Genomic DNA, 22063 nt, shown 5'->3' on the forward strand with positions numbered 1-22063 from the left:
AGAGAAGAGAGGATTTAGAAAATGCTTTGATTCTCATCCATAGCCATCTACATCAAGTAAATTTGTCCTAAACAGTTATAGCTTTGCGTATTGCTATTATACTATATATTTTTCCTAATGGAAATGTACACTAAGTAAATTTAAGAATTATTCTCACTTTATAGTATTGTTCTATCCAGTCTAGTACAGGTATTGCCATATAATAGAATTTGAGGTAAAATTACTATCATTATTATTTAAAAAATTCTTTAGTGCCTAAGTGCACAGATGGGAGTATAAATGAAAAAGTTAATATTGGTCACTTCACCACCGGCTTGCGGTAAAACCTTTGTATCAAAGGAACTCAGCAAGGCCTTAAAGCATGTGGTCTATCTGGATAAAGATACTTTGATATTGCTTTCAAAACAAATATTTAAAGTAGCAGGAGAGGAATATAATAGAAGCTCTGATTTCTTTGAAGAAAATATACGGAATTACGAATATGAGACCATAGTGGCTTTAGCATTGGAGGCACTGGATTATGATGATATCGCGTTGATTAATGCACCTTTTACCAGAGAAATCAGAGATAAAGCTTATATGAAAGACTTAAAAGAGAAACTGCGGGAGAAAAATGCAAGGTTAGTGGTCGTATGGGTTGAAACTAGTATTGAAGTCTGTAAACAACGTATGATCAGACGAAACTCAGACAGAGATACCTGGAAATTGGAACACTGGGATGAGTATATTGCAGGCTGTAATTTTAATATACCTACGGAATTAGATGATATTGAAACAGTCGATGATCTATTGATATTTAAAAATTCCTCTGATGAAGAGTTCACAAATTCCATGAGTGAATGTGTAAAGCAGCTGGAGGAATAAATATAATAAATAAAAGAGCTTTTGAGGATTAATAGAAAAAGAAAATGAAATATCCGGTAATTTAAGCCATGTAGTTGCAAATTTTACAATAAACGACTAAAATATATATAGATTACGTTGTAATAAGTAATTTTATCATTTCATAATGATTTATTAGTAAGGATTTGTATATCAAGAGAGGAATAAGCTGGAATTCTACTCCTGTAGTGTTCGAAATGATTGGATTACATTACTGCTAATACCTGTTTTCTACACGTGTAGTGGCATGATATTAATGAGATTTGAGGACATATAATTGATAATTGAGAACAGTAATTTTATATTAGAACACATAGCTTCCTCCGGTCAGTGTTTTCGAATGAACAGACTAAATGATTCTGAATTTTCGCTGATTGCAGGAAACAGATATTTGCACCTAAAACAACTGGACATTAAACGAGTTGAACTATCCTGTGGTTCAGGAGAATATGAAGAATTCTGGAAAGAATACTTTGATTTGAACTATGATTATGAAGAGGTTGTAGGCACACTTTTTTCCGGTGAGGATGAATTCTTAAGAAAAGCAGCTGAGTACGGCTATGGTCTTAGAATTCTGAAACAGGAGCTTTTTGAAATACTTATAACCTTTATCATTTCTCAGAGAAAAAGTATACCTGCAATAAAACGCTGTGTAGAGGAACTATCCCTGAAGTTTGGAGAGGAACGAAAGGATACTTCTACAGGCAATGTTTATTATACCTTCCCTACAGCAGAGGTATTATCAAAGGCAAGTAAAGAATCCTTAAGAGAAACTGGTTTAGGATACAGGGATGAATACGTGAGAGGAACAGCTATAGCTGTTATAAATGGAGACATTAATTTAAACAGCCTCCCAAATCTTAACTTTGAGGAGGCTGTAAAAGAACTGATGAAATTGCCGGGAGTCGGCATCAAGGTTGCAAATTGTGTAGCCTTATACGGACTTCATCAAATTGATGCTTTTCCAATTGATGTCTGGATTGAACGGATCTTAAAGGATATATATGACAATCAATTTGAAACCGATAGATACAAAGGATATGCCGGCATTGTTCAGCAATATATGTTTTATTACATACGATCACTGTAAAGTGAAGAAAAATCAAGTTCCTCCCCTATAAAGGGGATGTTCTTGCTTATCAGCTTTTTGCGGTTCTTCATGTAATTCGCTTCCCAAGGACCGGGATTATTCATATCGCAGCTTCTATAGACTACCACATATAACTCAAGTTCCCTTAATTTTAAAAAGTCCGGAAGTGTATCAAGCCAGAAATCCGCCAGTGCATTTTCTTTACGATATCCTTTTAGAAAGTTATTTAAGAAGTTATAGGAATGAGCTATTCGTTCCTTCACATCCTCTATATTAAGCATTGTATAAAACAGAGCAATAGCAATATCACTGATAAAATATTGGTAGGAACTGTCATCAAAATCAAAGACTGTAATCTTACCGTTATCTACAAAAAAGTTTCCGGAATGAACGTCTGTATGGATTAAACCATAACTGTCCTTATCTTTAGGCAGTTTTTTTATGCTTTCTGTCAATTGAAAGAGTTTATCAGCAATAAAATAATCTTCCGGAAGAAGATAATCCTTTGCTTTATAAAAGACAGGGTCTTCATACCAGGAAGGCCTTAAGGGATAAGCTTTATCAGCTTCATAGGTTTTGGTAAGCCGATGAAGTTTACCGATACAACGACCCCATTCTTCATAAAGAGTATCTGTTTTATCTTGGGGTCTTACGTGATTACCAGGTGCTTTTTCAAATGCTGAGGTCAGGAAGTAATCATCCGATCCTGACGGTATTTTTTCAACTAAAAAGCCGTTTTTAGATGCTATAGGCTGACTGACATCAGCACCCATGAGGGACAGATAATTAACCCAGTGCAATTCAGCATTCATCATACCTATTGTTCTGTGAGAGCTATGAGTAATTCGAAGAATATACTCTTTGTCTTTTAAGCTATAACCGTACACATAATTCTCAAAACCTCCGATTTTCTTTAGGCTTTCGTTGTCCATATCGTAGAGTCCGGCAGCTTTCTTAAGAATATCATCGTTAAATATATCGTGTATCTGTTTTTCCATGATTACCTCCATTCCATTGCATTTAACTTTTTACCTGAATAGCAGAAAGTAATTAAACAGGCATGATAGTTTTCCCAAATTCTGCATTTATTATCTGTGCCATTGCATTGTAGATTGCAGAAAGTCCACAGAAGATTCCTACATAACCTGCTACTGTATGAATCGCTTCAGAACCTGTAAAATTAGCTGCACTTAAAAGGAAGAATAGTACAGTAAGTGAACCGAATACGATCTGTGTAATGCGGTTATGTTTTAAGGTTCCAATAAACATAAAGAGTGTAAATACACCCCATAAGCCCAGATAAAATCCCATACTGGTTTTATCTGCGGTATTTGTAAGGGACATAGGATTGGTCCAGATAAGGATCAATGACCACCAGAAAAAGCCGTATGCCGTAAATGCAGTGGCACCAAAGGTGTTTCCCTTCTTAAATTCCATGATGCCTGCAATAATCTGTGCAGCGCCGCCCAATGCAAAGCCCATTGCAACAATAACAATGGATAAGGGAATAAAACCTGCATTATGTAGATTTAACAGACAGGTAGTCATACCAAATCCAAGAAGACCAAGGGGTCCCGGATTTGCAATGGAAGATTGTGTGGATTGTGTTGACATTAATTGTTAACATCCTTTCATAAGTTCTGATTCAGTGACAGGTACAGCCATATCTAAAGGGCTGAAATGAGCACTCCGACATATGTTAACATTTATTTCGCGTGATTTCAACAAAAATCTTTGTTTTGTTTTTTGAACCTAAAATGAGTATAATAGCCAAAAGTGGATATAATATTTAGCATAAAACAACCAACAAATAAATTTGTATCGAAACTGTGATTGTTTCATTGTGAGAAAGGCACGGGTGTTGATATGAAAATATATAACAGGAATAAAAATAAAATCAGATTTTTGGTATTTGCACAGCTATTTATTTTAATTGTATTCATTACCAACGGTATTTTTCCATATACCGCAAAGTCTGCCGAGAAGAATGATAAAGCCGTTCTGAAAGAGGTCATAATACGTATCTTTGAACCGGACCAGAATATGATTCAAATGTACGATAACTGGCAGGCAATGCAGGAGGCAATAACAGCCAGCAAGTGGAATGGAACACAGGCTTTTCCGGTGAAGGAAATGGAAGCTTTTAATGACTACTTCACTGTAGACGGATATGATTCCTTTGTAAGGCAGCGTTTATCCATGACCTGCTTTGAAGCATTAAAATCCGGATGTAAGCTGTCTCTGAAAGATATTGAAATAAGCAAAGATAAAGATAGTACAGGGCATTATACCTTTCGTGTTTATATAGGCTTTACCGGTAAGAATCAGCATAACTCAAAATTATGTATAGAAGGAAAAGCTTATTTTGATGTAACATCTCAGAAAATCAGTTATATTCATATTGATAAAAGCAATATGTTAACAGCTCTTTACTAAAAAACCAGTAAGAATCTTATAATTATACAATCAGCAGCATATTAATGATTGTAATAGATTTACTTAGAAATGAATGACCTCCGAATTTCTGTTCATAATTATAGAAGACTTTATGTTAATAAAGTAAAAGCTGTTTTCAGGCGATAATTAGTGAACAGGAAATTCGGAGGTTATTTTCATGAACAGAATATCAGATTATTACAGAATCGGATTGGATATAGGATCAACTACGATTAAGATAGCAGTATTAGACGAAGAAAACCGTATTCTGTATAAAGAATACAAAAGACACCTGTCCGACCTAAAGAACACCATTCAATCGGTGGTTTCCCTTTGCAGAACCCACATGGGCGACATCCCCTGCAAGGTAATCATAACAGGCTCCGGCGGATTATCCATGTCCAGATGGCTTTCTCTGCCTTTTGAACAGGAGGTTATCGCCTGCACAAAGGCTGTTAAGACATATCTTCCCCAGACAGATACGGTAATAGAACTCGGAGGAGAAGATGCCAAAGTTACTTACTTAAAACCGGTTACTGAACAGCGCATGAATAACAGCTGTGCCGGTGGGACAGGTTCCTTTATTGATCAGATGGCGGCACTCTTTCATACAGATGCTGCAGGCTTAAATGAATATGCCGCCAAAGCCCATACCATCTATCCCATTGCCTCCAGATGCGGTGTATTTGCCAAAACAGATATTCAGCCACTGTTAAATGACGGAGCCAGAAAAGAAGACATTGCAGCCTCCATTTTTCAGGCGGTGGTTAATCAGACTACAACAGGTCTGTCCTGGGGTAAGCCTATTAAAGGGAAAATTGCCTTTCTTGGAGGTCCCCTTTATTTTTTGTCGGAGCTTAGAAAAAGATTTATAGAAACACTAAATCCCGAGGAGGTTTTTCTGCCTGCTGATGGATTATTCTTTCCCGCTATTGGCGGAGCTCTGCTCTTAAAGGAAAAGAAATTTGAAACCGAAGAAATTATTAACTTAAAGGATCTGGAAGAAAGATTACAAGCCTTAAAACAGAGCAAAGAAACCAACACCCTTGCACCATTATTCACCTCCTCTGAGGATTACGAGAAATTTCTTAAACGTCATGAAAAGTGTGATTGTAAACGAATGCCCCTTGCAGAATATACGGGTAATGTATATCTTGGGATTGATGCAGGTTCTACCACACTAAAAGCAGTTCTTATTGGAAACGGCGGAGAACTGCTAAACGATTATTATACCAAATCTGCCGGGGACCCGGTTATAAAAACAGCTGCTTTATTAAAAGAGATTTATGACCAGTTACCTTTGGATGTAACTATCAGCGGTGGCTGTGTTACCGGATACGGTGAAGAGCTTATAAAGCGTGCTTTTCATCTGGATATGAGTGAAATCGAAACTATCGCACATCTAAGAGGGGCGAGGCACTTTGAACCAAAAGCGGATTTTATTCTGGATATTGGCGGGCAGGATATGAAATGTTTAAGGCTAAAGGACGGGCGAGTAGACAATATCCTGCTGAATGAAGCCTGCTCCTCAGGCTGTGGGTCCTTCTTAGAGAGCTTTGCTCAGTCACTGAATCTTTCCATCAGCGAATTTGCAAGCCTTGGGTTGTATTCAAAGGAGCCAGTGGATCTTGGAACCAAGTGTACAGTATTCATGAATTCAAAGGTGAAGCAGGCGCAGAAGGAAGGAGCTGAAGTTTCAGACCTTTCTGCCGGACTCTCTTATTCTGTTATCAAGAATGCCCTCTATAAGGTTATTAAGCTAAGAGATGAAAAGGAACTGGGCAAACACATTGTGGTACAAGGCGGAACCTTTCTGAACGATTCTGTCCTCCGATGCTTTGAAGCGGTTACAGGAAGGGAAGTATTACGCCCCAAAATAGCAGGACTTATGGGTGCTTATGGTGCAGCTCTTCTTGCCAGGGATACTTATCAGGCAGGACACAGAAGTACTTTAATAGGCAAAGAACAGCTCACCGACTTCCGTATACAGACCGATAACACCAGATGCCGGCATTGTAGCAATAATTGTCTATTAACCATTAATCACCTTGGACAGGATCAGGTATACATTACCGGTAACCGCTGCGAAAAAGGCTTAGGAAAGATTAATGGTACGAAAGACAGGATTCCTAATCTCTATGCTTATAAATACAAGAAACTCTTTGCTTATAAACCCCTTTCAAAAGAATCGGCGGTTAGAGGAACCCTTGGCATACCCAGAGCTCTTAATATGTATGAAAGCTATCCTTTCTGGTTTACTTTATTGTCCTTCTTAGGGTTTCGGGTAGTATTATCCTCCCCTTCCTCAAAGGAGATATATCAGAAAGGAATGGACAGTATTCCAGCCGATTCTGTATGTTACCCTGCAAAGTTAACACATGGCCATATCATTGACCTGGTTGAAAAAGGAATCGATACCATTTTTTATCCCTCTGTGGTATATGAAAAAAAAGAATATGAAGATGCAGATAACTGTTTTAATTGCCCTATTGTTATATCCTATGGAGAAGTACTTAAGAATAATATTGAAGCTGCCAAAGGTGTTACTTTCATCTCACCCTTTCTAAATATGAATGATGATAACCAGCTGGCTAAAAATATGTATGAAGTACTAAAGGAGGAATACCAGATACCTCTTAAGGAGGTAAAAGAAGCAGTAATGAGAGGAAGGAAAGAATTCGAAGCCTTTAAGGAGGATATCCGACGCAAAGGAGAAGAAGCCGTTGCTTATCTTTTGAAGAATGGTAAGCAGGGTATTGTTCTTTGTGGTAAACCTTATCATGTGGATCCGGAAATCCATCATGGTATTCCGGAGATGATAGAAAGCTATGGTCTTGGAGTGTTGACGGAGGACAGTATTTCCCATCTGGTTCCGTTGCGTTCCAAGCTTCGCGTAGTGGACCAATGGGCATTTAATTCAAGGCTTTACAGGGCAGCGGAAGCCTTGGGACAGATAGAAGGCCTTGAATTTGTTCAGCTGAATTCCTTTGGCTGCGGCCTGGATTCTGTTACTGCAGACCAGTTAATTGAAATCTTAAATTCCATGGGAAAGCAATATACCCTGATTAAAATTGATGAAGGTGCCAATTTAGGCGCAGCCAGGATCCGTATCCGTTCGCTGATAGCAGCATCAGAAGAGCGGAAGAAAAGCAGCGTAATTACTGAAAGTTATAATTATGGATACCAGAAAAAGCCCTTTACCAAAGAAAACCGCAAAGCTCATACCATTCTTGCACCTCAAATGGCACCAATTCATTTTGAATTGATCAGAGAAGCCGCCCATGCCTCCGGATACCGGATGGAGGTACTTCCGGATAAAGACAATGGAGCCATAGAAGAAGGACTTCGTTATGTGAATAATGACGCCTGCTATCCGGCAGTGCTCATAATCGGTCAGATAGTCGGAGCATTAAAATCAGGTAAATATGACCTTGATAACACCTCAGTCATAGTCAGTCAGACAGGTGGAGGCTGCAGGGCTACGAATTATATGTCCTTCTTAAAGCTTGGATTAAGACAGGCAGGTTTTGAAAAGGTACCTATCATTTCCTTAAACGTAGCCGGTTTGGATGAACAGCCTGGATTCCACCTTTCACCGGTATTTGTGAAAAGAATGATGATGGCAGTAATCTACGGTGATTTGTTTATGAGACTGCTTTATGGCACCCGGCCATATGAAATAGATAAAGGAGCTTCGCAGACTGTCTTTGAATTATGGAAAGAAAGAGTTAAGATAAATGTCAGAAACAGGAGTAAACTTCAATTTGATCAGAATGTAACTGACATTGTGAAAGCCTTTGAAGCAATTCCGGTAACAGATGCCCGCAAGCCAAAGGTTGCCATAGTGGGAGAAATACTTGCAAAATATCACCCAATGGCCAACGATGATATTATTAAGACCCTGGAGGAGGGTGGAGCAGAAGTGGTGCTTCCGGATTTCCTGGACTTCTTTTTCTATTCCCTCTATAATTCCAAATTCAAACACCGTTATCTCAGCGGCAAGAAAACCACGATGAATGCCTGTAGTCTTGGAATTCAATATATATCCTATTACCGCAAGACTATTGTAAAAGAACTGAAAAAAAGCAGCCGTTTCCTGCCGCCGTCCTCCATTCAGGAGTTAGCAGGAAAGGCTGAGGAGTTTCTCTCCCTTGGTAACCAGACAGGGGAAGGGTGGCTGATAACCGCAGAGATGATACACAACCTGGAAAATGGAGTGCCCAATATTCTCTGTGTCCAGCCCCTTGCCTGCCTGCCAAACCATATTACCGGGAGAGGCATGTTTAAGGTATTAAAAGAGAAGTATCCGTCGGCAAATATTATGCCTATCGATTATGATCCCGGAATTTCACAGGTCAATCAGATTAACAGGGTTAAATTATTACTTTCCGTTGCTTTGCAAACAGATTAAGGCTGACTCTTTTTTTTAGAGTCATTATAAAGCCGTCAATGTTGTTTCCGCTAACGGTAAAAGGGATATTATCCGGCATTTCTACAACTGTAGATTCATTTGTATCTGCTTTTACTTTGTAGATTTCATAGAGATTGTCTTTATCCCGATAGCTTAAAGTCTTATTATTAGAGGAATAATCTTCGATTACTTTCAGATATTCTTCCATGGTAATATCCAGCTCCTCCATGATAATTGAATGGGGGTAGCCTACATAACGAAAGTGGCCGGGTTGGTATTCTACACCTGTAACATCCTCTTTGGCTTTCGGATAGCGTTCAATAAATCCATGTTTTGAGGCAATATTTCGAAACTCCTTGCAGACTCCTTTCTTTGGAAAACCGGACATCATCGAGGTCTTATTAATAATATTTGCAGACAAGTCAACAGCAAGACCTGTACTGTGTTCACTATCCTTAATTGGATGAACGGATGCGGTGTTTTCATAACCTTTAACCGGTATGATATCATTGCCGCATTCTAATTCTGTTAAAAGGTGGGAGAGTTCTTTTGCAGCTACATAATCTAACAGTATATTCTGATTCCAGAAATCGATTCCAACCAGTGCAGTGTCATTGGCTGCATATTTTTCTTCTATAGGATGCTCCTCATTTACAAGAATGAGATTTCCTTTATGTATATTCTTATTCTCCAGTTTAATTTTCTTCATAATATAACCTCTTTCGCGAATATGAAATCTTCGATTTGATATTCCTGAATCAGTAGTTGAAAACAGTTCCTTGCTCTCAAACTAACTATCATTTCGCACTTTAACACATCACACAAATACAGTAGTTGCTTACTTCTAATACACTGGTTCTCATTACATGCTGCATCTGCTTGCAGATGTGGTACTGACACAAATCAGGGTTTTTAATTATCCTTTCAATAATTTACATTACTCCATCTGTGCTATAATGCTCACATATAAATATAAAACAAATATAGATATGAATGGAATACAGACAGTGATAACTAATATGTAAGATAGCCCTATATTTATTTTTGCATATATAAATTGAATGTCAGCTTCTCTGCTTCCTAATAAAAAGAAATAAACCTAATACATCTTAATTTACTCAAGCAAGGATAAAGCTCCATACAACTTATGCTCCTATTATAGCAGATGGATATGCCCACGTGTTTTAAAGAGCTCTTATGAAACCTTAAGATTCTCTTATGAAATTATTAGGTATACCTTGAATTATGTTTTTGGTGCAATTATATGGATTAAAATGGTATATACACGGCATATAATCATGGTCAAATATAATAACTTAGCATATTTTTAAATGATAGAAAGATAATAACCCTATATTTAATAGTATCATCCTTTTTAATGCTATTATTGGTCTTTTATTAAAAAGGTATCAATGAAGTATAACTGTTACTTCTGTGGTATAAAAAGTTTTAGCTTAAGAATATGAGTATATCCTCTTTGAAATGTGACCATTTATGTGATCATTTCTTAACTCACCATGCATTTCTTAGATGCAGTTATATAAAACAGAAATTAATTAATTGCAAATCAATAACCCTTGGCATATAATACATTTTAAGTATTGAGTTATTAAATAAAGCAGAAGCGAGGGAAAGACCTTGAAAAGGGTACTTGTTCTAACAACAGGCGGAACCATATTAAGTTTTATGACAGCGGGGGGATTAAGCCCAAGCAGGGAAGATGTATCAGGACTTCTCTATGAAAAATTATTAAAGTTATCAGGTGAATATATCATAGACATTGAAGCAGTCTTTTATAAGGACAGCAGCAATATTGTGCCGGAGGACTGGTACATTGTGAAGGATTCCATAAAGAAAAGCATCGATAAGTATGACGGTATCGTAATACTGCATGGAACAGATACCATGTCTTACAGTGCTGCAATGCTTTCCTATTTATTTGCCGGAGTGGGTAAACCTATTGTACTGACCGGTTCCCAGATTCCATTATCTTATAAGGATAGTGATGGCGGCAAGAATCTCAGGGATGCGGTTATAGTAGCCGGTGATGATAGATTAAAAGGTGTAGTTGTAGTATTCCATGACAAAGTGATAAATGGGACAAGAGCTTACAAGAGAAGTTCCCTCAATAGAGATGCCTACATCAGCTGTAATTATCCATATGTTGGAATAATAAAGGATAATAAATTATTTATTACCCATGAATACACGGTGATGAAGGAAGCTGAGAAAATTGAAGATATAATAATACCGGACCGAAGGAATAAGCAAATCCCTAAAATATTTGTTCTGAAAATGGTTCCGGGGATTGATTCTTCACTAATAGATTATATCATGCAGGGCGGATACCAGGGGGTTATTATTGAAGGCTATGGTCTTGGAGGTATGCCTGTAGACAATAAGGACTTGATGGCTAAGATCGATCAGCTCGTCAGCAAGAAAATACCTGTAATCATGGCTACCCAGTGTGTTTACGACGGTGTTAATCTGGATACCTATGAGGTAGGTATGACAGCTAAGAAAAATGGTATCCTATCAGCCTTTGATATGACTACAGAAGCTGTTTATACAAAGCTTATGTGGGCTATTGGCTGTACGGATAATTATGAGGAACTGGTCAAATTGTTACAGGCTAATCTATGCGGAGAACTGGCTGTCAGATATCATTCGGAATAAGAGGAGGTAAGGGATGCTAATTAAGAGTATATATATAGTATTTGTTACAATATACAGTCTTTTGCTGATATTTGCTTCCTTAAAAAGTTCCGGGGATAAGGGGGCAAGTGTAACCAAGGAAAAAATACTAATGATAACAGGAGGTATATTAACCCTTCTGTCATCCCTGGCAATTCTTAAGTTGTTCTTACCTTATGTAATCCTTTTAAGTTTAGGACTTATATTAATACATATAGCCTCCATATTAAATGGCTACAAACTCCACGGGAAACTTAATTTATCTCATCATATGGTTAAATTTATTATATCTGCGGTAATAATTTTCTTATTTTGCTTTATCAATTTATCAAAATAAGAAAGTACTATTTGTGTATTCTTTATCTTTGAACAAACAGTAACAGCCTTGATTTATGGAATTGTCATAGGAATTTTAGATCTGCAGACCGGTTCGCTTTTGTGTTGAATACTGGGGCATGCTTTTTATAATGCATTATCATTTTTATTGAAGTAATAAAACCAAAAACATAAATGCAACATAAAAGAAAGGTCATAAAAATAATCTCGTCCGGCTTATTTTCTTATAAAATATGGGATATCCTCGAAGTGCATGCAATAGAATAATGATAAGTACATCATAGGATGCTTTCCGATATGAAAAATCGTATTATAGGAATTGCTGCAGCGTTTATTGTAATCCTGGTATTTTCTGCAGCACAATATGAAAGCGTATTGCAGCAATTAACGGAAGACAGGGTTGTTTTAAAGGAAATAAATAATCAAAACAGCAAAAAGAATAAATCAGCAGATGACGGGTTAACTGCTCAGGAAATTGATAAAATCAAGCAGGAAAATCAAGGAGAAACGGATAAATCAGAAACGGATTCTGTAACCGAGGAAGAAGGAATAAAGAAGTCCAGTCTCACTGCCAAAGCTGCCGCTCTGGTTGATGCCAGCAATGGCAGGGTTCTCTATGAAAAGAATGGTTACGAAGAACTTCCCATGGCCAGTACTACAAAAATAATGACCTGTATCATTGCATTAGAGAATGCTAATCTTGACGATGTGGTTACTATTTCTAAATATGCTGCCAGTATGCCTGATGTACAATTAAATGCTGTGGCCGGTGAAAAATTTTATCTGAGGGATTTATTATATTCTCTGATGCTTGAATCCCACAATGATGTGGCAGTTGCAATTGCAGAACATGTAGGTGGTTCGGTGGAATGTTTTGCAATGATGATGAATGCCAAAGCGAAAGAATTGGGTTGTGAGCACACAAATTTTGTAACTCCTAACGGGTTAGATGCCGTCGGTCATTATACGACTGCCGTAGAGCTGTCCAGAATTGCCAGCTATGCCATTGAAAATGAAACCTTCGTTAAGATTATTAATACCCCTTCCTGGCAATTCTCAGAAATAAACAAAGGAAGAGGGTTCTCAGTAAACAATAAAGACAGGTTCCTAACCATATATAATGGAGCTATTGGCATAAAGACCGGATTTACAGGAAAAGCTGGTTATTGCTTTGTAGGTGCAGTGCAAAGAAACGGGAAGACCTTTGTCTCTTCCGTATTAGGCTCCGGATGGCCTCCTCATAAAAATTATAAATGGGCAGATACCAAATCCTTAATGGATTATGGCGTAAATAATTACGAAATACAGCAGGTATTCTATGCCGATAAGCAATTCGATCCGGTAGCAGTAGTAAAGGGAAAAGAAAAATATGCCAATCTTTATTATGAGGGAGACATTTCACTTCTCATGAGAGAGGGAGAAAAGGTCAAAATTGATTATACACTGCCAGCACTATTAAAAGCACCAATTATGTGTGACACGGAAGTCGGTACTGCAAAGTATTATATTGGCGATGATCTGATTGCCGAAATTCCTATACTAACGAAAAATACTGTTGAAGAGATTGATCTTACATATTGTATTGATAAGTTATACAGCTTATGGCAATGCATAAAATGATACTTTTTATTACCATTTTAAAAACTATGTCAAAAATATTTCATTTTTGTGACGAAATTCTGAAACTTTTTCTCCTTTTGCTTCGTCTAATATACATAGGAAAGCAAAAGGGGGAACTCGTGTGAAAAAACAAAAAGACGTTTTTCAACATCCTGATTTGTACGCATGCCAAGATACACAGAATGAAGGAATTGCGAAAAGGCAAATCATGGCTCAAAAAGCCTGTAAATATCATACCTTAAAAATAGGCTTTCTATATGCTGTGCTGTCGTTGTTATTTTTTGTATGGGAATTATATTATATAGTTATCGGAAGTGAAAAAGTAGGACTTATGCTGATACCATTCGTTGGTTTATTTGTTAGCCTGGCAAGGGGAATTACTTTGATGTTAAAGGACAGACAACATGTTCTTGAGAACAGTACAAATAATAATACCATATCAGAATATTGTACGGAATCCTTTTAGTGGAAAATAAAGCTCTTTTTTTCGTTTTTTCTTTGGAATTTCAGCGGATAATACTTAACAAAGTATTTTGTTATGTGTTATAATATAGGGATGCAAAGAATGGACAGAAGAAGGAGTCTGAAATGATACGGTTATCCAGAATGGGAATCAGAAATTTGGCCGCCAGTGAAACGGTATATGCAAGAGGCTTGCAGGACTATAAACAGAACTGCATTGTGAACGCGACCTGGTCAGCCCATAAAAATCAATATCGTATTACTGTTAAGGATACCTTTGAATATCAGGTTGTAATCCAGGTTTTCGAGGACGGGTCCTTTGATAATAAATGTAATTGTCCGGAACACATAAAAGATAACGGGGCTTGCCGCCATGTGGTTGCTGCCCTGTTTTTCGTGCTCAATTATGTGGAACGTTCCTTAATGGAGGAACCGGAAAGTCCGGAAGAGAAATTAGTATACCAGATACTTGGTTATTTCAATAATCAGGAAGATGCTATAACGAAAGGTGAGACCTTTCATATCAAGCCGACATTATCAATTCCGAATATTATAAGAAATGATATGAATGCCGCCATGTTATCCCTTCGAGTGGGAAATCATCATTATTACAAAGTCCAGACAGCAAAGAAATTCCTGTCTGATATGTACAACAAAGAAGCAATTATTATAGGTAAGGAATTTAAGTTCTTACCCGGTGAAAGTAAATTTGACAAGCAGTCACAGAAGATACTGGATTATATAATGGAAATCTATGAGATACAGGAAGGTATAGACAAGCTGTTCTACTCCAGGCTGTTTTCAAAGACCAATGTCATGCTTACAAAAAATATGCTGCTCAGGCTCTTAAACCTTATGGAGGGAATGAAATTTACTCTGGATCTGTACGGAAAGACTTATGAGGATGTAGTATTTACCCAGGACAATCCGGTTCTCAATTATGATTTATCCCTGATAGAAGATGGAATTGTTATGGATTATGCGGAAGGCAGCGGTGTTATCCCTGTAATGCAGTCTGGAGAATTGTTATTTTTTAAGGACTGTCTGTACAAACCAAGTAAGCGTTTCTTAAACAATTATCTTCCCTTTTACAACAACCTTGGTATAAATAAGGAACCCTTGATGTTTAAGGGACAGAATAAGAATAAATTCTTAGAGTCTGTTTTGCCTCGAATTACTGAGACCTTGAAATTAAACGTACCAAAAGAAATTAAAGACCGTTTTATCGTTGCGGATCTGGAACCTGTTGTTTATTTGGACAGGAATAAGAACAATGTCCATGCGGAGCTTAAATTCCGCTATGGTACCTACGAATTTAATGCCTTTGACAATGCACCCATAGACAATTTTATTATTGTAAGACAGCCTGCAAAAGAGGAGAACTGCATAGAATTCCTGGAGAAGCTTGGTTTTCAGCCGAAGCAGCATGGTTTTGTCATGAGAAACGATGATGAAATCTATCAGTTTCTAACCGGCTCCATCAAGGAACTGGCGGAGTTCTGTGAATTATATTATTCCGAAACTTTCAAAAAGATTGGTATTAAGACTCCAGGTAACATGAAAGCCGGTTTAAGAGTAAGCAATGGCTTGAATCTGCTGGAAATGGATCTGAATTACGAGGAAATTCCCGGTGAAGAATTAAAGGACATGTTCCGCTCCTTCCGTTTAAAGAAGAAATATTACCGTTTAAAAGACGGAAGCTTTATCAATCTTGAGGATGAAAATATCTCCGGTATCTGGGAAATCCTTAATAACCTTGGCGTTGCCGGTGATATGAACGGGGAGACTGTCAATATTCCAAAGAGCTCTGCTATCTATCTGAATAATGTTCTGAGTACCAGTAAATATCAGGTAGTTAAATCGGATAGCTTTAATCGTCTGGTAGAAGCGATTATTAATCCCAACAGTATTGAATACGAAATACCGAAGGGAATACAAGCCGAGCTTAGGAGTTATCAGGTAATCGGTTATAAATGGCTTAGAACCCTCTCAAACAATCAGCTTGGCGGTATCTTAGCTGACGATATGGGTCTTGGTAAAACTTTGCAGACCATTGTCTTTATTGCTGCCATTAAAGAAATTGAACCTGAAAAGAAATTCCTTATAGTATGCCCCTCCTCTTTGACCTATAACTGGCAGGACGAAATAGAGAATTTTGCGCCGATGCTGCGTACTACAGTCGTAACCGGTAATCCGAAGGAAAGACAGGAAATGATAGAAAATAATGAAGAGACGGATGTACTTATAACCTCTTATCCCTTAATCCGCAGGGACATTAATTTCTATCAAAAACATTGTTTCCATACAGTATTTATCGATGAGGCTCAGTATATTAAAAATGCTGATTCCCTTAATGCCAAATCAGTAAAATTACTAGAAGCGGAACACCGTTTTGCTTTAACCGGTACTCCCATAGAGAATTCCTTGTCAGAGTTGTGGTCAATCTTTGATTTCATAATGCCGGATTATTTATTCCATCATGCAAGATTTGTGAATCAATATGAAAAACCAATAATGCGGGAAGAGGAAGGGGTATTAGAGGATTTAAATAAAAGAATCCTTCCCTTTATCCTAAGACGAATGAAAAAGGATGTACTTCTTGAACTGCCGGATAAGGTAGAGACCAAAATGCTTACGGATATGCTGGATGAGCAGAAAAAAATCTATATGGCATATGTTGAGAATGCTAAAAATGAGATTAATCTGGAAATACAGGAGAAAGGCCTGCAAAAGAGCAAGCTGAAAATCCTGGCGGCCCTTACCAGGCTGAGACAGATTTGCTGCCATCCCGGCACCTTTATTGAGAATTATTCCGGAGGCAGCGGTAAACTGGAGCTGCTGATGGAAATTATAACGGACTGTCTGGCCAACGGCCACCGAATTCTGGTATTCTCCCAGTTTACCTCCATGTTATCTCTCATAGAGAATGAACTTGAGAAAAGTAACATCAAAAGCTTCTACCTGGAAGGTTCAACAAAAGTTAAGGAACGCAATGAATTTGTCAAACGCTTTAATCAAGGAGAAGGAGAAGTATTCCTGATATCCTTAAAGGCCGGTGGTACGGGGCTTAATTTAACGGGAGCGGATACTGTAATTCATTATGACCCCTGGTGGAATCCGGCAGTGGAAGACCAGGCAACTGACAGAGCCTACCGCATTGGGCAGATGAATTCAGTACATGTAATTAAACTGATAACCAAAGGTACGATAGAAGAGAAGATATATAAACTTCAGCTTAAGAAGAAAAACCTGTCTGATTCTGTAATACAGTCACAGGAGGTGTTTATTAATTCTCTTACGAAAGAAGAGCTGGAGGATATTTTCAGCTAATATTATTTAAATAACCAATATCCAATCTGCAATTTTATATTAGTTAATATGCAGTTGCCATTAGCCAATTTAGTGATTACAGGGAATCTTAGAGCTCCTAAAGACAAAGGAAGAGGGTATAACAAGTTTTATATGCTTGTTATACCCTCTGATTACTACTGTTTATTCTTCATTAACTGCTTCATCAAAATGATCGTTATAGTATTCTTCCATTAATCTGTCCAGATACTTATCATCCATTTCTCCGAATTGTGTCACAACAAGAGCTTTCATTTTCTCAAGCTTCTGAAGGAATTGAACTTCTGCAGCAGCAGAACTGTTAGCAAAACTATTAACCTTTTCTTCTGTGACATTGGAATCTAACCAGTCAATAATTGCATCTGTCAAGTTATTTTCTTGACTGATTTCTTTTTCTACCTTTTTGCTCTTACTATAGGTAGTTATACCGATAATAAAGAAAGCAATAAACACAGCGCTCATAACCAGGTAAGACAACAGACCTGATATGATTGTAATTACACCCAGAGCATTTAATACAACACCAACCAGACCAAGTACAGATACTACCAGGAAAGTAACGGCAGAAGAGCTTAAATCTCTGTATTGTTCTTCTTTTTTTACATAAGTAGCAGATTCTGCAACGGCAGGTCTTGCACTTTCAAAAATTCCCTGAACTTCCTCCTGTGCGAAGAGTTCTTCTGGTATATCCTCCTCTGAGTCTTCTAAATCCTCATAAATTTCCTCAGACTCATCACCGGTAATATCATCGTAAGCAGTTTCAGTTTCCTTGATCTCGGAAGACTCCTCATTATCTGCAGTTTCTCTGACATCTTTCATTGCTGCGGCTTTTAAAGTTTTTTCCGCTTCGACAGCATAGAAAGCGTCATACAATTTCTTAACCTGTTTCTGATCCTTTTTAAGAATCATTATAGCATAGGAAGCTTCTTCCTCTTTGTATTGATATGAAGCATTTTTAATGTTGGAGTATTCCAGAAACTGAATAAATTTCTTTGCAAAGGATTCCTTTTTCGTATCCAGGAATTCTATGGTTTCTTCTGTCTCCTCAAGGTTGTCAACAAGTGGCACACCACAGGTATTGCAGGTGGTGAAGCCGTCAATATATTCTGATTTGCATTCAGGACACCAGGGCATAGACGTTACCTCCTAAGGGATAGATATTTTTTATGCTTCAATTTTAAATGCATGGTATGCTTTTTTACCTTTTCTGATAAGCAGCATTCCATCGGAATCAAGGTCGTTAGCAGTAAACACTTTGTCAAATTCAATTACTTTCTCGTCATTAACAGTTACGCCACCCTGCTGGATATTTCTTCTTGCATCAGAACGGGAGGAGGCTAATTTACCGTCTACCATAAGCGTGATTAAATCAATACCCTGGGCAAACTGATCTTCTTTATAGAAGGTTGTAGGAATATCATCAGATTTTAATCCACCGCCAAATAATGCTTTTGAGGCTTCTCTGGCTTTAACAGCTTCTTCTTCGCCATGAACCAATTTCGTAATTTCATAAGCCAGAACATCTTTCGCATGGTTGATTTCTGCATCCTTAAGAGCACCAAGTCGGCGTACTTCATCCATAGGAAGGAAAGTAAGAAGTCCTAAGCATTCCTCAACCTTTACATCCTCAATGTTTCTCCAGTATTGATAGAACTCATAAGGGGAGGTCTTGGCAGGATCTAACCAAACGGCACCTTTCATGGTTTTACCCATTTTGATACCTTCGCTGGTGGTTAAGAGTTTAAAGGTAAGACCGAAAGCAGGCTTTTGTTCTTTTCTGCGGATTAAGTCTACACCGCCTAAGATATTGGACCACTGGTCATTACCACCAAGCTGTAGCGTACAGTTATACATTTGATTTAGCTTTAAGAAGTCGTAAGACTGCATAATCATGTAGTTGAATTCGAAGAAGGTAAGACCTTTCTCCATTCTCTGCTTATAGCATTCTGCTGTTAGCATCTTATTAACGGAGAAGTGTACACCAACCTCTCTTAAGAATTCTACATAGTTAAGATTTAACAGCCAGTCCGCATTATTTGCAAGGATTGCATTGTCGTTATCGAAATCGATAAATTGTGAAAGCTGTTTATAGAAGCAATCCGCGTTATGCTGAATAGTTTCTTTGGTCATAATGGAACGCATGTCGGATTTACCGGATGGGTCACCGATCATTGTGGTTCCGCCGCCTAATAAAGCAATAGGTTTGTGTCCGGCACGCTGCATATGCATCATAGCCATTACGGTTAAAAAGTGTCCTGCTGTTAAACTGTCTGCCGTTGCATCAAAGCCTATATAAAAGGTTACTTTTTCCTTCCCTAATAATTCTCTTATTTCCTGTTCGTGGGTAGTTTGTTCGATAAACCCACGCTCCAATAAAATATCATAAACATTCTCTGACATTTTATATATTCCTCCTTTAAGTAATTAGTAACATTATATATGAAAAGAAGGAGATTTTCAATTGTTTCAAGGCTTGTATTAAGATAAATTCACAAATTGCCTTATAATTATGCTCCTGCATGTACATATAAGCAGCAGGTTTTCATGATTATCAAACAATTTAATAAAACGCTGAATCAAGATTTTATCCCCTTTCAACTGTAGGAACGCCTTATATCCAAGCTTTTTTTCCTGCTAAATGAAAACTAACAGTCAGCATATATAGTATATTTTGTATTGACTTTGCCGCTGAATTTGTTATAGTTTATTTATATGTAAAGTATTTTAGACATAACGGCATTTGTTTGAAACATTAGAAAAGCTAAAGCCAGATATACAACAGGTTTGTAATCCGGTATTATTAGTAAAGCAAAAGCCGGATTTAAAATTGGATGTTAACAAAAGCAGATAGATGGAAATAGAATAATTTCCACTTCTGATTTGAGTGCGCAAAGGTGCGATTGGAGGATAAAATGGAAAAGGCATACAAAGGCTACCTGTTTGTTCATTTTACAGGAGAGCATGAGAATGGGGAACAGATATATTTTTCTGTCAGTGAAGACGGTTTACACTGGAAAGATTTGAATAGGAACAGACCGGTACTTACTTCAAATGCAGGTGAAAAAGGGGCAAGGGATCCTTTTATTATTCGTTCTGCAGAGGGAGATAAATATTATATCATCGCTACAGACCTTAGAATAGCAAACGGTAAGGGCTGGGAAGTTGCACAGTATTCCGGCAGCAGAAACATTCTAATATGGGAATCCGAAGACCTTGTTAACTGGGCCGAGCCGCGTATGGTGGAGGTAGGGTTACCGGAAGCCGGCTGTGTATGGGCACCGGAAGCAATATATAATGATAAGACCGGAGAATATCTGGTATTCTGGGCTTCCATGGTAAGAGAAGCAGGAGAAGCTAAGGCAAAACAAAGAATATACTGTTCCTTAACAAAGGATTTTATAACCTTTACAAAAGCAGTGAAATACATTGAAAAAGACAATCATGTAATCGATACCACAATCATCAAAGACAAAGAGTATTATTACCGTATATCAAAAGATGAGACTACCAAGAACATAACCATGGACAAGTGTCCGGATCTGATCGATGGTCCTTTTACCCCGGTTGCTTCCGAAGCACTTGATAATATCTTTGGTGTGGAAGGTCCCGCAGCTTTTCCTATTAACGGCTCAGATGAGTGGTGCCTGATGGTTGATCAGTTTGCTACCAATGGCGGTTATATGCCTTTATTTACCAAGGACTTTGCAAGGGGAGACTTCAGGACTTTAAAGACAGAAGAATACCATATGGGAGCTAACAAGAAAAGGCATGGTTCTATCCTTAATCTGACAGCAGAAGAGTATGAACAGCTTATAAAGACCTATGATTGTGCTAACCCGGTATTAGATGGGTTATACGCTGATCCTGATATGCTTAAAGCCGGTGACAGGTATTATCTTTATCCTACCAGCGACGGTTTTACCGGATGGTCAGGGACAAAATTCAAAGTATTTTCATCCATAGATAAGGTCAACTGGACGGACGAAGGTGTAATTATAGATGTAGCCTCAGAGCAGGTTCCCTGGTCTGTAGGAAGTGCCTGGGCACCTGCCATTGCAGAAAGAAACGGAAAATACTATTATTACTTCTGTGCCAAAAGAACAGACAATGTATCCTGTATCGGCGTTGCGGTAGCAAGTCATCCTGCCGGACCTTTTACTGCACAGTCAGAGCCTTTGATTACACCAGAAGTCTTGGCAGCGGAAGATATTTCAATTAGTCAGACTATTGATCCTTCTATTTTTACAGAGGAGGATGGCAGTGCATATATTCTATTAGGGAATGGCGGCGCTGTTATTGCGCAGCTGGGTGAAGACATGATAAGCCTGGTACCTGGAACTATAAAGGAACTGGAAGGTGCCTATGATTTCAGAGAAGCTATTATGGCAGTTAAAAGAGACGGAATTTATCATTTCACCTGGTCCTGTGACGATACCGGAAGTGAAAACTATCATGTAAATTATGGTATAGCTTCGAGCATTTATGGTCCTATTGAATACAAATATCCAATTCTTACAAAGGATGCAGATAAGGGTATTCTGGGAACCGGTCATCATATCATCTTTAAGGAACCGGACAAGGATGAGTACCTTATTGCTTATCACAGATTCTGCACACCACTTGGACAGCATCCCGGAGAAGAGGGATATAATCGTGAGACCTGCCTTGACAGACTGGAGTTCAGTGAAGAGGGATTTATAAAGCCGGTAAAAGTTACGAAATAAGGGTAGAAAAAAGGCTATATAATAAATATATTAAAGACCGCGTCAGCCATATATGGTTTT

Annotated in this window: 15 protein-coding genes; 10 read left to right on the forward strand and 5 right to left on the reverse strand. The window is 37.9% G+C overall.

Annotated features, from left to right (window positions below; translation table 11 throughout):
- Nucleotides 1-279: 279 nt before the first annotated feature.
- Complete coding sequence (locus tag BR73_RS0115120) at nucleotides 280-864, forward strand: AAA family ATPase (RefSeq protein WP_033166212.1); 585 nt, start codon at nucleotides 280-282, stop codon at nucleotides 862-864.
- A 295-nt stretch (nucleotides 865-1159) separates the two neighbouring features.
- Nucleotides 1160-1972, forward strand: coding sequence for a DNA glycosylase (locus BR73_RS0115125; RefSeq protein ID WP_033166213.1), 813 nt, complete (start codon nucleotides 1160-1162; stop codon nucleotides 1970-1972).
- On the opposite strand, the gene BR73_RS0115130 is transcribed toward BR73_RS0115125, so the two are convergent.
- The gene (locus tag BR73_RS0115130; protein ID WP_033166214.1) at nucleotides 1954-2970 is read right to left on the reverse strand and encodes a phosphotransferase; all 1017 of its coding nucleotides are present in this window, start codon (nucleotides 2968-2970) and stop codon (nucleotides 1954-1956) included. The genes BR73_RS0115125 and BR73_RS0115130 overlap by 19 nt on opposite strands.
- A 52-nt stretch (nucleotides 2971-3022) precedes the next feature.
- Complete coding sequence (locus tag BR73_RS0115135; protein WP_033166215.1) at nucleotides 3023-3586, reverse strand: GPR1/FUN34/YaaH family transporter; 564 nt, start codon at nucleotides 3584-3586, stop codon at nucleotides 3023-3025.
- Nucleotides 3587-3838: 252 nt separating this feature from the next.
- Between BR73_RS0115135 and BR73_RS0115140 the strand changes: the two genes are divergently transcribed.
- On the forward strand, nucleotides 3839-4408 hold the full coding sequence (locus BR73_RS0115140; RefSeq protein WP_033166216.1) for a hypothetical protein: 570 nt from the start codon (nucleotides 3839-3841) through the stop codon (nucleotides 4406-4408).
- Nucleotides 4409-4586: 178 nt separating this feature from the next.
- Complete coding sequence (locus BR73_RS0115145; RefSeq protein ID WP_033166217.1) at nucleotides 4587-8819, forward strand: 2-hydroxyacyl-CoA dehydratase; 4233 nt, start codon at nucleotides 4587-4589, stop codon at nucleotides 8817-8819.
- Here BR73_RS0115145 and BR73_RS0115150 read toward each other — a convergent pair.
- Nucleotides 8782-9528 carry a D-alanyl-D-alanine carboxypeptidase family protein gene (locus BR73_RS0115150; RefSeq protein ID WP_033166218.1) on the reverse strand — a complete coding sequence of 249 codons (747 nt, stop codon included), beginning with the start codon at nucleotides 9526-9528 and terminating at the stop codon, nucleotides 8782-8784. The genes BR73_RS0115145 and BR73_RS0115150 overlap by 38 nt on opposite strands.
- Nucleotides 9529-10457: 929 nt before the next feature.
- Between BR73_RS0115150 and BR73_RS0115155 the strand changes: the two genes are divergently transcribed.
- The 5 genes from BR73_RS0115155 (at nucleotide 10458) to BR73_RS0115175 (ending at nucleotide 17261) form a co-directional block, all read left to right on the forward strand.
- The gene (locus tag BR73_RS0115155) at nucleotides 10458-11495 is read left to right on the forward strand and encodes an asparaginase (RefSeq protein ID WP_033166219.1); all 1038 of its coding nucleotides are present in this window, start codon (nucleotides 10458-10460) and stop codon (nucleotides 11493-11495) included.
- A 13-nt stretch (nucleotides 11496-11508) separates the two neighbouring features.
- Nucleotides 11509-11850 (forward strand): hypothetical protein, encoded by a 342-nt coding sequence (locus BR73_RS0115160; RefSeq protein ID WP_033166220.1) that lies wholly within the window; start codon nucleotides 11509-11511, stop codon nucleotides 11848-11850.
- A 296-nt stretch (nucleotides 11851-12146) separates the two neighbouring features.
- Nucleotides 12147-13469, forward strand: coding sequence for a D-alanyl-D-alanine carboxypeptidase family protein (locus BR73_RS0115165; protein ID WP_081848676.1), 1323 nt, complete (start codon nucleotides 12147-12149; stop codon nucleotides 13467-13469).
- A gap of 121 nt (nucleotides 13470-13590) precedes the next feature.
- Nucleotides 13591-13935, forward strand: coding sequence for a hypothetical protein (locus tag BR73_RS0115170; RefSeq protein ID WP_156034733.1), 345 nt, complete (start codon nucleotides 13591-13593; stop codon nucleotides 13933-13935).
- 122 nt (nucleotides 13936-14057) lie between these two features.
- The gene (locus BR73_RS0115175) at nucleotides 14058-17261 is read left to right on the forward strand and encodes a DEAD/DEAH box helicase (RefSeq protein WP_033166222.1); all 3204 of its coding nucleotides are present in this window, start codon (nucleotides 14058-14060) and stop codon (nucleotides 17259-17261) included.
- Nucleotides 17262-17423: 162 nt separating this feature from the next.
- Here the strand turns inward: BR73_RS0115175 and BR73_RS0115180 are convergent, their stop codons facing one another.
- Nucleotides 17424-18413 (reverse strand): hypothetical protein, encoded by a 990-nt coding sequence (locus tag BR73_RS0115180; RefSeq protein WP_033166223.1) that lies wholly within the window; start codon nucleotides 18411-18413, stop codon nucleotides 17424-17426.
- A 30-nt stretch (nucleotides 18414-18443) separates the two neighbouring features.
- Nucleotides 18444-19679, reverse strand: a complete 1236-nt coding sequence (tyrS, locus tag BR73_RS0115185) for a tyrosine--tRNA ligase (protein ID WP_033166224.1) — start codon at nucleotides 19677-19679, stop codon at nucleotides 18444-18446.
- A 512-nt stretch (nucleotides 19680-20191) separates the two neighbouring features.
- Here tyrS and BR73_RS29425 point away from each other — a divergent pair.
- Nucleotides 20192-22003: a family 43 glycosylhydrolase gene (locus BR73_RS29425; RefSeq protein ID WP_033166225.1), complete on the forward strand. Its 1812-nt coding sequence runs from the start codon at nucleotides 20192-20194 to the stop codon at nucleotides 22001-22003.
- Nucleotides 22004-22063 lie beyond the last annotated feature (60 nt).

The organism is Clostridium sp. KNHs205 (genome assembly GCF_000702945.1).
Classification (GTDB): Bacteria; Bacillota; Clostridia; order Lachnospirales; family Lachnospiraceae; genus Anaerocolumna.

What these genes read in the sequence shown, in the direction of transcription:
- BR73_RS0115120 (WP_033166212.1), top strand. Translation starts at nt 280, where the DNA reads ATGAAAAAGTTAATATTGGTCACTTCACCACCGGCTTGCGGTAAAACC.
- BR73_RS0115130 (WP_033166214.1), bottom strand. Translation starts at nt 2,970, where the DNA reads ATGGAAAAACAGATACACGATATATTTAACGATGATATTCTTAAGAAA.
- BR73_RS0115135 (WP_033166215.1), bottom strand. Translation starts at nt 3,586, where the DNA reads ATGTCAACACAATCCACACAATCTTCCATTGCAAATCCGGGACCCCTT.
- BR73_RS0115140 (WP_033166216.1), top strand. Translation starts at nt 3,839, where the DNA reads ATGAAAATATATAACAGGAATAAAAATAAAATCAGATTTTTGGTATTT.
- BR73_RS0115145 (WP_033166217.1), top strand. Translation starts at nt 4,587, where the DNA reads ATGAACAGAATATCAGATTATTACAGAATCGGATTGGATATAGGATCA.
- BR73_RS0115150 (WP_033166218.1), bottom strand. Translation starts at nt 9,528, where the DNA reads ATGAAGAAAATTAAACTGGAGAATAAGAATATACATAAAGGAAATCTC.
- BR73_RS0115160 (WP_033166220.1), top strand. Translation starts at nt 11,509, where the DNA reads ATGCTAATTAAGAGTATATATATAGTATTTGTTACAATATACAGTCTT.
- BR73_RS0115165 (WP_081848676.1), top strand. Translation starts at nt 12,147, where the DNA reads ATGAAAAATCGTATTATAGGAATTGCTGCAGCGTTTATTGTAATCCTG.
- BR73_RS0115175 (WP_033166222.1), top strand. Translation starts at nt 14,058, where the DNA reads ATGATACGGTTATCCAGAATGGGAATCAGAAATTTGGCCGCCAGTGAA.
- BR73_RS0115180 (WP_033166223.1), bottom strand. Translation starts at nt 18,413, where the DNA reads ATGCCCTGGTGTCCTGAATGCAAATCAGAATATATTGACGGCTTCACC.
- tyrS (WP_033166224.1), bottom strand. Translation starts at nt 19,679, where the DNA reads ATGTCAGAGAATGTTTATGATATTTTATTGGAGCGTGGGTTTATCGAA.
- BR73_RS29425 (WP_033166225.1), top strand. Translation starts at nt 20,192, where the DNA reads ATGGAAAAGGCATACAAAGGCTACCTGTTTGTTCATTTTACAGGAGAG.